Source organism: Microbacterium hydrocarbonoxydans, assembly GCF_000956475.1.
In the GTDB taxonomy this organism is placed as follows: Bacteria; Actinomycetota; Actinomycetes; order Actinomycetales; family Microbacteriaceae; genus Microbacterium; species Microbacterium hydrocarbonoxydans_A.
On sequence record NZ_JYJB01000009.1, the window covers coordinates 129,569 to 143,511 of the forward strand.

At 68.2% G+C, this 13,943-nt stretch carries 11 protein-coding genes; 3 read left to right on the plus strand and 8 right to left on the minus strand.

The window, feature by feature from the left end:
* Window positions 1-63: 63 nt before the first annotated feature.
* A complete protein-coding gene (locus tag RS84_RS09850) occupies window positions 64-1,590 on the minus strand; it encodes an ABC transporter substrate-binding protein (protein WP_052676314.1) in 1,527 nt (508 codons plus the stop codon).
* 135 nt (window positions 1,591-1,725) lie between these two features.
* Between RS84_RS09850 and RS84_RS09855 the strand changes: the two genes are divergently transcribed.
* Both RS84_RS09855 and RS84_RS09860 read left to right on the plus strand, forming a co-directional pair.
* Complete coding sequence (locus RS84_RS09855) at window positions 1,726-2,532, plus strand: TetR/AcrR family transcriptional regulator (protein WP_235281452.1); 807 nt, start codon at window positions 1,726-1,728, stop codon at window positions 2,530-2,532.
* On the plus strand, window positions 2,529-4,946 hold the full coding sequence (locus RS84_RS09860) for a glycoside hydrolase family 2 TIM barrel-domain containing protein (RefSeq protein WP_045257626.1): 2,418 nt from the start codon (window positions 2,529-2,531) through the stop codon (window positions 4,944-4,946). The genes RS84_RS09855 and RS84_RS09860 overlap by 4 nt, the downstream gene beginning before the upstream one ends.
* A 216-nt stretch (window positions 4,947-5,162) precedes the next feature.
* Here RS84_RS09860 and RS84_RS09865 read toward each other — a convergent pair whose 3' ends face one another.
* From RS84_RS09865 to RS84_RS09885, 5 genes are all read right to left on the minus strand, one after another.
* Window positions 5,163-6,563: a rhamnulokinase gene (locus RS84_RS09865; RefSeq protein ID WP_045257627.1), complete on the minus strand. Its 1,401-nt coding sequence runs from the start codon at window positions 6,561-6,563 to the stop codon at window positions 5,163-5,165.
* A gap of 115 nt (window positions 6,564-6,678) precedes the next feature.
* Window positions 6,679-8,715: a bifunctional rhamnulose-1-phosphate aldolase/short-chain dehydrogenase gene (locus RS84_RS09870; protein WP_045257628.1), complete on the minus strand. Its 2,037-nt coding sequence runs from the start codon at window positions 8,713-8,715 to the stop codon at window positions 6,679-6,681.
* Window positions 8,716-8,729: 14 nt separating this feature from the next.
* A complete protein-coding gene (locus tag RS84_RS09875) occupies window positions 8,730-9,560 on the minus strand; it encodes an alpha/beta hydrolase fold domain-containing protein (RefSeq protein WP_045257629.1) in 831 nt (276 codons plus the stop codon).
* 79 nt (window positions 9,561-9,639) lie between these two features.
* On the minus strand, window positions 9,640-10,806 hold the full coding sequence (rhaI, locus tag RS84_RS09880) for an L-rhamnose isomerase (protein ID WP_045257630.1): 1,167 nt from the start codon (window positions 10,804-10,806) through the stop codon (window positions 9,640-9,642).
* A 2-nt stretch (window positions 10,807-10,808) separates the two neighbouring features.
* Window positions 10,809-11,177, minus strand: coding sequence for an L-rhamnose mutarotase (locus tag RS84_RS09885; RefSeq protein ID WP_045257631.1), 369 nt, complete (start codon window positions 11,175-11,177; stop codon window positions 10,809-10,811).
* Window positions 11,178-11,311: 134 nt separating this feature from the next.
* Between RS84_RS09885 and RS84_RS09890 the strand changes: the two genes are divergently transcribed.
* Window positions 11,312-12,094 carry a nucleotidyltransferase domain-containing protein gene (locus RS84_RS09890; RefSeq protein ID WP_045257632.1) on the plus strand — a complete coding sequence of 261 codons (783 nt, stop codon included), beginning with the start codon at window positions 11,312-11,314 and terminating at the stop codon, window positions 12,092-12,094.
* Between the two features lie 6 nt (window positions 12,095-12,100).
* Here RS84_RS09890 and RS84_RS09895 read toward each other — a convergent pair whose 3' ends face one another.
* On the minus strand, window positions 12,101-12,940 hold the full coding sequence (locus tag RS84_RS09895) for a carbohydrate ABC transporter permease (protein ID WP_045258095.1): 840 nt from the start codon (window positions 12,938-12,940) through the stop codon (window positions 12,101-12,103).
* Window positions 12,941-13,008: 68 nt separating this feature from the next.
* Entirely contained in the window at window positions 13,009-13,917 is a 909-nt protein-coding gene (locus RS84_RS09900) for a carbohydrate ABC transporter permease (protein ID WP_045257633.1), read from the minus strand.
* Window positions 13,918-13,943 lie beyond the last annotated feature (26 nt).

A 13,943-nucleotide genomic window follows, 5' to 3' on the forward strand; every position in this document is an offset into this window, starting at 1 on the left:
CTGTGTCTCAGAGGGTTTCGGGATCCGGCCCGCCCGCGATGCGGGCGGGCCGGAAGGACCGGGTCAGGACTTCGGCGTGAAGTCGTAGATCGCGGGGTAGGCGTTGGTCGGGAGCATCTCGACCGTGGTGTTCGCGTCGGTGGCGAAGCTGCCCTGCACGCGGTAGAAGGGAGCGAACCACGCCTGCTCGACGATGTACTTGTTGAGCTCCTTGGCCACGGACTCCTGCGTCTTCTCGTCGCCGAACTGGATCTGCGAGATGTACTCGTCGACCTTCGGGTCGTCGTAGCCGAACGGGTTGAAGATCGCGGTCGGGGCGATCATGAACTGGATCAGCTGCCAGTCGGGGTTCTGCTCGAGGGCCATGAACGAGGCGGGGTACTTCGGCGCCAGGAGGTCGGCGATGAAGTTGTTGCCGGGGTCGGTGTACTCGACCTTGATGCCCACATCGTTCAGCTGCTGCTCGATCAGCGTGTAGGTGCTGGCACCCAGCAGGGTGGACGACGGCATCGACAGCGTGAGCCCGTCGGCGTAGCCGGCCTCGGCCAGGAGCTCCTTCGCCTTCTTCGGGTCGTAGGTGTAGTAGTCGTCGAGCTCGGGGTCGTACGCGGCGGACGACTTCGGGAACACCTGGGTGGTCACGGTGCCGTTGCCCGCCTGCAGCGCCTGCAGCAGTCCGTCGCGGTCGAACGCGTAGTTGAGTGCCTGGCGGACGCGCACGTCGGCGAGTGCCGGGTTCATGGTGCCTGCGCGGTCGAGCAGCAGCAGACCCTGGAAGTCGAGCTCGTTGGCGTTCACGGTCCAGCCGGCGCCCTCGACCTCGGCGAGGTTGTCGTTGCTGGCGAGCTTGACGCCGTTGGCCTCGCCCGCCTTGATCGCGTTGAGGGATGCCGTGGCATCGGCGAGCACGTTGATCACGAGCTTGTCGTAGTGCTGGGCGTCCGGGTTCCAGTAGTCCGGGTTCTTCGTGTACGTGTAGCTCGTGCCGGTGACGGTCGCCGCCGTGTCGAGCATGTAGGGACCCGAGCCGATCGGGTTCGTGGCGAGGTCGTCGTTGTCGAGCGACTCTCCGCTGGCGACGAGGCCAGGGTCGCGGGTGAGGTAGTTCAGCAGGGCCGGATTCGGGGCGTTCAGCGTGATGACGACGGTCGTGTCGTCGGGTGCCTCGAAGCTCGCGACGTCTGCGAAGTAGTTCGCGTCCGGAGAGGTGCCCGACTTGAAGCGCGTCAGGTTGTCGACGACGACCTGGGCCGTGAGCTTCGAGTCGTCGGAGAACGTGACGTCGTCGCGGAGCGTGAGGGTGAGCACCGTGTTGTCGTCGTTGTACGACCAGTCGGTGGCGAGCCACGGCTCGATCGTGCCCTCGGGGGTGGCGAGGAGCAGCGTGTCGAACACGGCCTGGTAGTAAGGCGCGCGGTTGCCCCATTCAGAGCCCGCGGGGTCGAAGGTGGTGGGCGGCGTGATCGCACCGAGAGTGAGTGTGCCGCCACTTCCTGCACCATTGCCGCCGTCTTCCGTTGCGCCTGCGCAACCGGTGAGAGCGAGAGCGGCGATGGCGAGGGTGGCTGCTGTGGCCTTCCAGCGGAACATCTTTGGTCCCTTCATCGGGTGGGCGATACCCCTGCGGATCGCCTCTGTCGAGCGAAGCTAGCAGCAAAAACGAGCGGCCGCTAGGTTTTTGGAAGAAAAACCTAGCGCTTACTCGGAATTCGTTATAGAACGGTCATGAGGGGGCCAGAGAAGACCCGCGACGACGCGGAGAACTGGGATACGGTGACAGCGATGACGAACGCCAGCACGAGCACCAACACGGCGCCGCGACGAGCGCGCGGCGAGTACGCCAAGACGCGCAAGAGGCGCGAAGCGATCCTCGACGCCGCCCTCGAGGTGTTCGCCGAGGGCGGCTACCGGGCGGGCTCGCTGCGCGAGGTCGCCCAGCGAGTCGGCATCAGCGAGGCCGGCCTGCTCCACCACTTCCCGAACAAGGTCGCGCTCCTCGAGGCCGTGCTCGACCGTCGTGACGACCGCTCGCGCGCCATGGTGCCGTTCGATCCGGACAACGGCGCCGCCATGATGCGCGGACTGGTACGGCTCGCCGCCTACAACGCATCCGTGCCGGGCGTCGTCGAGCTCTTCTGCACGCTCTCCGCCGAGGCCACCTCGGTCGATCACCCCGCGCACGCCTATTTCGTCCGGCGCTACATCTACACCCGCACCAATGTCGAGGCGGGCTTCGCGAACCTCGAGTCCCAGGGGTTGATGAGGCCGGGAGTCACCCCGTATCGCGCTGCGGTCGCGCTCATCGCCATCATGGACGGACTGCAGGTGCAATGGCTGCTCGATCGAACCGTGGTCGACATGGCCGAAGAGGTACGGGCGCTGATCTCCTCGTTCGTCGACATCGACTGGGACGCGGAGGATCGGGTGGATCCGCCCACGGAGACCTCGGAACCGGATGCCGGGGAACCCACCGGTTCCGCTGACACCGATCCTGTCGCCCCCGCCGCTGATGAGACCGAGGACGCCGAATGACCCGCCTGCCCTTCGCCGACGGCTGGACCGTGGGACCCAAGCTCGGCGCCTTCGAGGCGAAGAACGCCGCCGACACTGCGGTCGCGGTGCACATCCCGCACGACGCGCTGCGAGATCTGCCGCGCTCGATCGACGGCGGTCAGGGAGTGCACAGCGGATACATCCCCGGCGGTGTCTTCGTCTATGAGAAGAGTTTCGAGGTGCCGGCGGACTGGCGTGACAAGACCGTGCGCATCGAGTTCGAGGGCGTCTACCGCGACGCCACGGTCTACATCAACGGCGACTTCGCCGGCCATGAGGCGAACGGCTATGCGGCCTTCGTGATCGACGCCGACCCGTTCCTGCGCTTCGGAGAGACCAACACGATCACCGTCGAGGCCCGCGTGCACAGGGACAGCCGGTGGTACACCGGTGGCGGCATCTACCGGCCGGTGCACCTGCTCGTCGACGACCCGGTGCACCTTGCCGACCGGGGAACGATCGTCGTGGCGAACGACATCGACGTCGAGCGCGCGATCGTCGAGATCGCGACGACGATCGACAACAGAAGCAGGCATACGGCTGTGCGCCGCCTCACCTGGACGATTCTCGACGAGGACGACGCGGTCGCAGCATCCGGCGATTCTCCCGTCACGGTTCTCCCGGGCGAGAGTGCGACGGCTCGCGCGCGGCTGCCCGTCCTCTCGCCTCGACTGTGGGGTCCGGACGACCCGCACCGCTATCGCGTTCGGGCGGTGCTGACGGATGCCGACGGCACGACGACCGACGTCGAGACCACGATGTTCGGCATCCGCCGACTCCAGCTCGACACCGTGCACGGGCTGCGCATCAACGGCGAGACGGTCGATCTGCGTGGTGCATGCATCCACCACGACAACGGCCCGCTGGGAGCGGTGTCGACCGCAGACGCCGAGGACCGCCGCGTCCGCCTGCTCAAGGCCGCCGGGTTCAACGCGATCCGCAGCGCGCACAACCCTGCGAGCCGCGCGCTGCTGGACGCGTGCGACGCGCACGGCATACTCGTGATGGACGAGCTGACCGACGTGTGGACCCGGTCGAAGACCGTGTTCGACAGCTCGATCGGCTTCGATGAGCGCTGGCCCCGAGACGTCGCCGCACTCGTCGCGAAGGACCGCAACCATCCGAGCGTCGTGCTCTACTCGATCGGCAACGAGATCCTCGAGCTGGCCACCCCGCACGGCGCCACGTGGAGCCGTCGCCTCGCCGAGGAGTTCCGCCGTCTCGACCCGACCCGGTTCGTGACGAACGGCATCAACGGCATCATCGCGAATCTCGACCGCATGGCCGAGGCGATGGCCGAGGCGCAGGCGGCCGACCCGAACACGATGATGGCCGACATGGGCGAGCAGATGGCGCTGATGAACGCCTCGCAGCTCATCACGGATTCGACCGAGGAGTCGGCGGCCGTGCTCGACGTGGTCGGCTTCAACTACGCCGATTCCCGCTACGACCTCGACGCCGAGCTGTTCCCGAATCGCGTGATCGTCGGCTCGGAGACGTTCCCGGACCGCATCGCCTCGTTGTGGGCCGACGTGCGGAGGCTGCCGCACGTCATCGGCGACTTCACCTGGACCGGCTGGGACTACATCGGCGAGGCGGGCATCGGGCGCGTCGACTACACGGATGCCGAGGGCTACGAGCCGACCGGGACCGCCGGGCCCTTCCCGTATCTGCTCGCCGACTGCGGCGACATCGACATCACAGGGCACCGTCTGCCCGCCTCGCACTACCGCGAGATCGCCTACGGGCTGCGCACCGAGCCGTTCATCGCGGTTCATCGCCCGCAGCATCACAGACGCCCTGTCGCGAAGACGCCGTGGTCGTGGGACGACGTCGTGTCAAGCTGGTCGTGGGGCGTGACCGACGGTTCGCCGGTCACCGTCGACGTGTACGCGGATGCCGAAGAGGTCGAGCTGATGCTCGACGGCGTCGTGCTCGACCGGGTCGCGGTCGGCGTTCCGCGGCCGCTGATCGCGCGATTCGAGATCGAGTACCGTCGGGGCGAGCTCACCGCCGTCGCCTTCGCGGGCGGGGCCGAGGTGGCCAGGACGTCGCTGCGCACCGCGGGCGCGCCCGCGCTGTCGGCGCGTGCCGAGTCGCCGTCGATCGCGGCGGACGGCCTCGGCTGCGTGGAGATCGAGATCGCGGACGCCGACGGCATCCTGCTGTGCGATGCGGATCGGCTCGTGGCGGTGACCGTGACCGGCGGCTCGATCGCCGGCCTCGGATCCGCGCGTGCCCGCACCGAGGAATCGTTCGCCGGACCTTCCGTGACGACCTACGACGGTCGCGCGCTCGCGATCGTGCGCCCGGATGCGGGAGCGACCGGCGTCACGGTGACGGTCACGGCCGAGGGATTCGCGCCCGCGTCCGTCGTCTTCTCCGTGGAGTAGCGGGCCGCGGGTCGCAGGCCAGGGTGCGCGTCACGGTCGCCTTTTCGGCGAGGCGCGGCAGTTGGGCGCACCTCGGAGTCCGGGGCGCAGATCCCGGGCATCCGGTGCGGTTCGCGCTGCTCTTCCAGGCCTCGCGCGGCTCTTCCTCGCTCGCGCTGCTGAAGCCTCGGCAGCGCGAGCGGGAATGAGCAGCGTGATCACGGGCGGCTGCCCGGATCAGCCGCGGGGCTCGTAGCGTACCGGCTCGTGGGTCGCGGCGACGAGCGCCCGCAGCTCCTCGAGGGTCGCGGGCGCGGCGCCCAGGGCTCGCGCCTGCACGAGCACGTTGCCGAGGGCTGTGGCCTCGACGGGACCGGCGAGCACGGGCAGACCGGTGCGGTCGGCCGTGGCCTGGCAGAGCAGACGGTTCAGCGATCCGCCGCCGACCAGGTGGACGCTGTCGATCTCGCGACCGGACAGGGCGGACGCCGCCTGGACAGCATCCGCGAAGGCCGCCGCGATCGACTCGACGATGCTGCGGGCGAACGCGGCGCGCGACGCGGGTGCATCCTCGCCGAGCAGCGCCGCGATGCGGGCCGGCATGTCGCCGGGGGCGCTGAGCGAAGGGTCGTTCGCGTCGAACAGCGGAATCTCACCGCGCACAGCGGATGCCTCCGCGAGCAGCTCGGGCAGGTCGATCGAGGCGCCGTCCTCGGCCTCCCAGGCGCGCACGGATTCGCTGAGCAGCCAGAGTCCGGTGACGTTGTGCAGGAAGCGGAACCGCCCGTCGACGCCGAGCTCGTGCGTGAAATTCGCCTCGCGCGCGGCATCCGTTACTCGCGGCTGTGCCAACTCGAGGCCGACGAGCCCCCAGGTGCCGCACGAGATGTACGCCGAGTTCGAGTTCGTGAGAGGAACCGCGACGACTGCCGAGGCGGTGTCGTGCGACCCGACCGCGATCACGGGCAGATCTTTGCCTATGCGCTCGGCCAGGGCAGGACGCAGGGTGCCGACCACGGTGCCGGGGTCGACGAGAGGCGGGAGGATGCCTGCGGGGATGCCGAGACGCTCCGCGAGGTCGAGGTCCCACTCCGAGGAGGCGACCTCCAGCAGGCCGGTCGTCGAGGCGTTCGTGCGCTCGGCGACCGGGGTGCCGGTGAGCAGGAACGCGATGAGATCCGGGATCAGCAGCGTCGTGTCGGCATCTGCGATCCGTCCGTCGACGCGGTACTGATACAGCGTGTTGAACGGCAGGAACTGCAGGCCATTGCGCTGATACAGCTCGGTGAAGGGCACGATCGCGTGCACCTCGGCGACTCCGCGCTCACTGCGAGCGTCGCGGTAGTGGAACGGCTCGGCGAGCAGCTCGCCGCCGCGCAGGAGACCGTAGTCAACCGCCCACGAGTCGATGCCGATGCTCTCGATCTCAGGCTCACGGCGCACGGCCTCGGCGAGGCCCGCGACGACGTGCTCGTACAGGGCGCCGAAGTCCCAGTGCAGGCCGTCCTCGCGCTCGACCGGCCCGTTCGGGAAGCGCGAGACGAGCTCGAGCTCGAGACGACCCTCGCCGATCCGGCCGATCATGACCCGTCCGCTCGTGGCACCGAGGTCGACCGCGGCGACCGCGCGGATGCTCATCGGGTCTCTCCGGCCGTCGAGTGCACGGCATCCGTGCGAGTGCACGGGGTCTCGACACGGACATCTCGTGCACTCGCCGAGTGCACGTGAACTCGACGCCCGCGGGCGCGCGTGCTCATCGGAGGAAGGCGGCGGCGACGCCGGAGTCGACGGGGATGTGCAGCCCGGTGGTACGGCTCAGCTCGGGGCCGGTGAGCACGTAGACGGCATCCGCGACGTTCTCCGGCACGACCTCGCGCTTGAGGATCGTGCGGTTCGCGTAGAACTGACCGAGGTCCTCTTCGGCCACGCCGTAGGTCGCGGCGCGGTTCGCGCCCCAGCCCGAGGCGAAGATGCCCGAGCCGCGCACGACGCCGTCGGGGTTGATGCCGTTCACACGCACGCCGTACTCGCCGAGCTCGACCGCGAGCAGTCGCACCTGGTGCGCCTGGTCGGCCTTGGTCGCCGAGTACGCGATGTTGTTCGGACCGGCGAACACCGAGTTCTTCGACGAGATGTAGATGATGTCGCCGCCGAGCTTCTGCTCGATCAGCACCTTCGCGGCGGCCTTCGACACGAGGAACGAGCCCTTCGCCATGACGTCGTGCTGCAGGTCCCAGTCCTTCTCGGTGGTCTCCAGCAGCGGCTTCGACAGCGAGAGGCCGGCGTTGTTGACGACGAGGTCGACGCCCCCGAACGCCAGCAGGGCCTCGTCGAGTGCGGCCTGCACGGCATCCGCGTCCGCGACGTTCGCAGCCACGCCGATCGCGACATCCGTGTTCCCCAGCTCAGCGGCCGCGGCCTGCGCCTTCTCGAGGTCGAGGTCGGCCACCACGACGCAGGCGCCCTCGGCGGCGAGACGCACGGCGATCGCCTTGCCGATGCCGCTGGCGGCTCCGGTGACGAAGGCGATGCGGCCCTGATGGGTCTTCGGCTTCGGCATCCGCTGCAGCTTGGCCTCCTCCAGCGCCCAGTACTCGATGCGGAACTTCTCGGCATCCGAGATAGGGGAGTACGTCGACAGGGCCTCGGCGCCGCGCATCACGTTGATCGCGTTGACGTAGAACTCGCCGGCCACGCGGGCGGTCTGCTTGTTCGCACCGTAGGAGAACATGCCGACGCCGGGAACGAGCACGATGAGCGGATCGGCGCCGCGGATCGCGGGGCTCTCGGCCGTCGCGTGCGCGTCGTAGTACGCCTGGTAATCGGCGCGGTACTCGGCGTGCAGCTCGTGCAGGCGCGCGATCTGCTCGTCGACGGATGCTGTGACCGGCAGGTCGAGGATGAGCGGCTTCACCTTGGTGCGCAGGAAGTGGTCGGGGCAGCTCGTGCCGAGGGCCGCGAGCTCGGGCGCGCGCTCCGAGGCGAGGAAGTCGAGGACGACGTCCGCGTCGGTGAAATGGCCCACCTGCGGCTTGTCCTGCGAGGCGATGCCGCGGATCGTGGGGGCGAGGGCGGCTGCGCGCTCACGGCGCTCGATCTCGGGGAGCGCCTCGTAACCGGCGCGGACGCCGCCGAAGGGCTGGGCCTTGCCGTGCTCGGCGATGTATGCGGCCGCGGTGTCGATGATCCACAGTGAGTTGGCCTCGGCCTCCTCCGACGTGTCGCCCCACGCGGTGATGCCGTGGCCGCCCAGGATCGTGCCGATCGCCTGCGGGTTCTTCGCTTTGATGGCGGCGATGTCGAGGCCCAGCTGGAAGCCGGGACGGCGCCACGGCACCCAGACGACCTTGTCTCCGAAGATCTTCGCGGTGAGCTCTTCGCCGTCGGCGGCGGTGGCGATCGCGATGCCCGAGTCGGGGTGCAGGTGGTCGACGTGCGCGGCGTCGACGAGGCCGTGCATCGCGGTGTCGATCGACGGAGCAGCTCCCCCCTTGCCGTGCAGGCAGTAGTCGAAGGCCGCGACCATCTCGTCCTCGCGCTCGAGACCCGGGTAGACGTCGACCAGCGCGCGCATCCTTTCGAGCCGCAGCACTGCGAGGCCCTGCTCCTTCAGCGTGCCCAGGTCGCCGCCGGAGCCCTTGACCCACAGCAGCTCGACGGGGTGACCGGTGACCGGATCGGTCTCGGTGCCCTTGGCCGAGGTGTTGCCGCCGGCGTAGTTCGTGTTCTTCGGGTCGGCGCCCAGGCGGTTCGAGCGCTCGATGAGGGCGGCGGCGGTGGGGTTGGTCATGATGGTTCCTCGAGTCAGGGGATGAGAGTCTTGAGTCGGGCCGCGATGCGCTCGATCGTGCGTGTCGCGGCCTCTTCTTCGGGTCGGTTGAGGTGGCCATGGCGGGTGCCGGGTTCGAAGGCCACGTCGATCTCGCGACCCGCGGCGGCCAGAGAGGCCGCGAAGTGCTCGCCGGAGACGCGCAGCTCGTCGACGTCGCCGTTGACCATCAGGGTCGGCGGGAACGTCGCAAGATCGGATGCCGTCGCAAGCCCGGGGACCGCCGCGATCGGAGCATCGTCGACGGGGCCGCCGAGGTAGTTCTCGTACATCCAGAGGACGGAGTCGCGCCGGAAGAGGTCGGCCTCGGGGTCGGCGTCGAGCTTGGCTCGCAGATCGCCGCCGGGCTCGGGCTGGATGGCCAGGAGTGTCGGGTACGCGAGCACGACCAGGGCGGGCAGCTCGTCGGGTCGCAGCCTCAGCACGCACCCGGCGGCGAGATTGCCGCCGGCGCTGGTTCCGCCGATCGCAAGGCCATCGAGACGGATGCCGAGCTCATCGGCGTGCGACCTGGCCCAGCGCCAGGCTGTGAGCATGTCGTCGGAGCCCGCCGGGTAGTGTGCGCCGTCGCGCGCCGGCATGTCTTCGCGGAAGCCCGCGGGCACAGGCGCGAGCCGGTAATCGACGGAGATCACCGTCGTGCCCCGGGCGGCGAGCTCGCGGGCCACCCAGTCGGATTCGGGCATGTCGATGTCGCCGAACGCGAACGCGCCGCCGTGCGCCCACACGAGCCCTGTGCCGTCGGAGTGGTCGGCCGGGTAGACGCGCGCGAGCCCGTCGGCTGCGGTGAAAGGCGTAGTGGTCATGGTGTCCTCTGCAGATCGGGGATTCGTCCGGGCGGCGGCTCTGCTGCGGCGCCCAGACGAAGCGGTCGGTGCTATCCGATCACGCACCCCAGCCTGCCTGCACGCCGCCGACCCGGTCGGCCGCGATCCGGGCGAGATATCCGGAGTCGGCGAACGCGCGCATCGGATCGGCGGGCAGACCCCGGCTCTCGCGCCACTCGGCGAGGGCAGGGCGCACATCGGTGTAGAACGCGTCCATGAAGATGCGGTTCGCCTCGAGCACGTCGCCCGAGCGCTGCGCCGCCGCGAGGGCATCGCGGTCGACGAGCAGCGCACGCGTCGTCATCTCCTGCACGTTCAGCACGCTGCGGATCTGGCCGGGGACCTTGTCCTCCACGTTGTGGCACTGGTCGAGCATGAACGCGACGTCGGGGTTGTTCAGCCCGCCGCCGCGGATCACCTCGAAGAGGATTCGGAACAGCTGGAACGGGTCGGCCGCACCGACGATCAGGTCGTCATCGGCGTAGAAGCGCGAATTGAAGTCGAACGAGCCGAGCTTGCCGAGGCGCAGCAGCTGCATCACGATGAACTCGATGTTGGTGCCAGGGGCGTGGTGACCGGTGTCGAGGCACACCATCGCCTTGTCGCCGAGAGCCGCGACCTGCGCATAGGAGGTGCCCCAGTCGGGAACGTCGGTGTGATAGAACGCGGGCTCGAAGAACTTGTACTCGAGCACCAGCCGCTGCCCGTCGCCGAGCCGTGCGTAGATCTCCTGCAGCGACTCCTGGAGCCGGTCCTGGCGTCCGCGCATGTCGGCCTGACCGGGGTAGTTCGATCCCTCGGCGAGCCAGATCTTCAGGTCGCGCGACCCCGTCGCGTGCATCACGTCGATGCACGCGAGGTGGTGGTCGATGGCCTTGCGGCGCACGGCCGCGTCCTCGTGCGTGAGGGCGCCGAACTTGTAGTCGTCGTCCTGGAAGGTGTTCGAGTTGATCGTGCCGAGCGTCACGCCGAGATCCTCTGCGTGCGTGCGCAGGTCGTCGAAGGAGTCGACCAGGTCCCACGGGATGTGCAGCGCGACGGAGGGAGCGAGAGCGGTGTACTTGTGCACCTGCGCGGCGTCCGCGATCTTCTCGAAGGGGTCGCGCGGCGTTCCCGGCGTTCCGAACACCTTGAAGCGGGTGCCGGAGTTGCCGAAGGCCCAGCTGGGCAACTCGATCGCCTGCTGCGCGAGGGCGGACTGGATCTCGGGGGTGAGGACGGACATCGTCACTCGCTTTCTGTGGTGGTGTGAGATGCGGAGAGCTGCTCCGCGAGATTGAAGACTTCGGTGAGCGGGGTCGCGGCCTGGTCGGGCCGCCCCTCGAGGCCGATGAAGAAGCGGCTCATCTCGGACTCCCAGCGCGCGGCCGTCTCCGATGCCGCGAGGTAGGCCCGTGCGGCCTCGTCGTCGTCGGTCTCGTAGTAGCCGATGAGCATGCCCCCGTCGCCGAGGAACAGCGAGTAGTTGCGGCGTCCGGCGGCCGCGATCTCGGCGAGCATCTCTGGCCAGACGGGGGAGTGGCGCTCGAGGTACTCGTCGAGCAGCTCAGGGCGGATCTGCAGTCGGAAGCAGACGCGCGTGGTGGTGGTCGTCATCGTCGACTGCCCTCCAGGTTCGGTATGAATCGTTTCAAGAATACGGATGGAGCAATGCGAATGCAACATCGGAGTCCGAAGTTGTATCGTTTCAGGAATCGGGCCGTCTGCGGCCTCGACGCGAAGGAGCGGACATGGAGCATCAGGAGCGGGCGCTGGCCGCGTACGTGGCGCAGGTGCAGAAGGATCCCGACACGCTCGGCCTGGTTCTGGTGGGCTCCGTCGCTCGCGGATCCGAGCGGGAGGACTCCGATGTCGACGTGTACCTCGTCGTGACCCGAGAGGCCTTCGCCCTGGCAGCCGCGGAGGATCGCTGGGCATGGGTGGACCGCCGCGGCCTCGACTATCCGGGTTCGTACATCGACGTCAAGCTCGCCGACCTCGACTATCTGCGCACGGCGGTCGCGCGCGGCGACGACCCCACCCGCGCGTCGTTCGCCGGTGCGCGGGTGGTCTTCAGCCGCACCGCCGAGATCGACGAGCTTGTCGCCGCGATCAGCATCGTCGACGACGCTGCGTGGGCGAACCGCATCCGCTCGCACGTCGCCCAGGCGCATCTGCACGGCGGTTACTTCCTGCGGCAGGCAGAGGAGCACGGCGACCCGTTCCTCCTGCAGCACGCCTCGGTGCACCTGACGCTTGCCGCGGCTCGCGCCGCGCTGGCAGCCGCGCACAGGCTCATGCCGGGTCCCAAGTACATCCACGCGCTGGTGCGAGGGGTGCCGAGCCCTGAGGGATTCGTGGCGGCGTGGGACCGCGTCGTCGAGCATCCGAGCGCGGAATCCGCCGCCGCGCTGATCGCCCGGCTCGACGAGTGGCTCGGCCAGGGACAGTCGGCCGACGAGTCGCTCTCGGTCTTCATCCGCGACAACGAGCTCGCATGGCTGCGCGGCACCGTGCCGGCCGAGTACTTCTGACACGGCTCAGCCCTTCACTGCTCCGCTGGTCATTCCCGCCACGATCTGCCTGTTGAAGAAGATGTACATCACCAACGGCGGAATCGTGATCAGCAGGATGTTCATGAACAGCAGGTTCCACTGGCTCAGGCTCTGACTCTGGAAGTTGTAGAGCGTCAGCTGCACGGTCGCGTTCGCGTCGCCCGGCAGGAAGTAGAGAGGACCGGTGAAGTCGTTGAACACGGCGACCGACTGCACCACGATCACGGTGACCGCCACGGGCTTGAGCAGAGGCATCACGACGGTGAAGAAGAGGCGAATGGGACCGGCGCCGTCGATGACCGCGGCCTCGTCGAGCTCGCGCGGGATGGTGGAGATGAAGGCGCGGAACAGCAGGATGCAGAAGCTGAGTCCGAATGTGGCCTCGATGAGGATCATGCCGGGCATGGTCTTGAACAGGCCGATCCCCTGCAGCACCCAGATGGTCGGCACCACGGCCGGTGGCACGATGAGGCCCGCGAGCACGAAGATGTTGATCACGTGGTTCCAGCGCGATGAGCGGCGCTGCAGCACGTAGCCGACCATCGCCGAGAAGACGACCATGATGGCGACGCTCGCGACGGTGAGGATCGTGGAATTGATGAAGGCCGTCACCAGCATCCAGTCGCGCGTCTCGAGCACCGTGACGATGTTCTCCCACAGGAACCAGCCCTGCGCCGGGAGCGAGAACTCGAACAGCGAGGCCTCCTTCGAGCTCTTCGCCGCGGTGAGGAAGATGAAGGCGAAGGGGACGATGAAGACCACGATCGAGGCGAGGATCGCGACGACACCGACGACGTACCGTGAGAGGAAGCGCCGGGCGGTCATCGGCCGCCGGTCCTCCCGCCGGATCTTCGCCCTGGAGGAGCCGGCGGTGGTGATGGTGCGGGTGAGCGTCATGACTCGACCTGCCTCTTGTTCAGGATGTACTGGATGGGGACGATGATCGCGGTGACGACGAGGAACAGGACGACGTTGCCCGCGGTCGACAGACCGTAGAAGCCGGCCTGGTACTGCTTGTAGATCACCGAGGCGATCACGTCGCTCGTGAAGCCCGGCCCGCCCTTCGTCATGGCCCAGATCAGCTCGAAGGATCGCAGGCCGCCGATCAGCGAGAGCAGGATGACGGTCGCGGTCGCGGGTTGCACGAGCGGCAGGGTGATGTTGCGGAAGCGCTGCCACGCGCCGGCGCCGTCTACCTTCGCCGCCTCGAAGTACTCCTGCGGGATCGCGACGAGGCCGGCGATGAAGATGAGGGTGGCGATGCCGACGCCCTTCCAGACGTCGACGAGTGCCACCGACATGAGCGCCCAGGCGGGGTCGGTGAGCCAGCCCGGTCCGGTGATGCCCGCCAGCTCGAGGGTCTGGTTGATGAGCCCGTCGAAGGGGTCCATCAGCACCTTGAAGGTGATGCCGATTCCGACGGTCGACACGAGCACGGGGAAGAAGATCGTCGAGCGCAGATACCCGCGTCCGAGAATCGAGCCGGTGAGCAGCAGCGCCAGTGCGAGACCGATGACGACTTTGAGTGCCGACGTGACGAATCCGTAGAGGAAGGTGTTCACGAAGCCCTGGATGAGCATGGGCTCGGTGAAGAACTGGACGTAGTTGTCGAAGCCGATGAACTCGATGTCGAACAACGACCATCGAGTCAGGCTGAAGTAGAACGACGCGAAGGTCGGAACGGCGAACAGGACGATGTAGAGCACCGCGGACGGGATGTAGAACCACGTCGGGTAGGAGCTCTTGATGCCCTTGCGGCCGGGCGCACGAGTGCGTGCGGGAGCCGTGGCGGTGGCGGTCATGAAGTCTCTCCGTCGAGTGTGAGGGG

Coding starts and splice junctions, on each gene's coding strand:
- RS84_RS09850 (WP_052676314.1), bottom strand. CDS start 1,590: ATGTTCCGCTGGAAGGCCACAGCAGCCACCCTCGCCATCGCCGCTCTC.
- RS84_RS09855 (WP_235281452.1), top strand. CDS start 1,726: ATGAGGGGGCCAGAGAAGACCCGCGACGACGCGGAGAACTGGGATACG.
- RS84_RS09860 (WP_045257626.1), top strand. CDS start 2,529: ATGACCCGCCTGCCCTTCGCCGACGGCTGGACCGTGGGACCCAAGCTC.
- RS84_RS09865 (WP_045257627.1), bottom strand. CDS start 6,563: ATGAGCATCCGCGCGGTCGCCGCGGTCGACCTCGGTGCCACGAGCGGA.
- RS84_RS09870 (WP_045257628.1), bottom strand. CDS start 8,715: ATGACCAACCCCACCGCCGCCGCCCTCATCGAGCGCTCGAACCGCCTG.
- RS84_RS09875 (WP_045257629.1), bottom strand. CDS start 9,560: ATGACCACTACGCCTTTCACCGCAGCCGACGGGCTCGCGCGCGTCTAC.
- rhaI (WP_045257630.1), bottom strand. CDS start 10,806: ATGTCCGTCCTCACCCCCGAGATCCAGTCCGCCCTCGCGCAGCAGGCG.
- RS84_RS09885 (WP_045257631.1), bottom strand. CDS start 11,177: ATGACGACCACCACCACGCGCGTCTGCTTCCGACTGCAGATCCGCCCT.
- RS84_RS09890 (WP_045257632.1), top strand. CDS start 11,312: ATGGAGCATCAGGAGCGGGCGCTGGCCGCGTACGTGGCGCAGGTGCAG.
- RS84_RS09895 (WP_045258095.1), bottom strand. CDS start 12,940: ATGACCGCCCGGCGCTTCCTCTCACGGTACGTCGTCGGTGTCGTCGCG.
- RS84_RS09900 (WP_045257633.1), bottom strand. CDS start 13,917: ATGACCGCCACCGCCACGGCTCCCGCACGCACTCGTGCGCCCGGCCGC.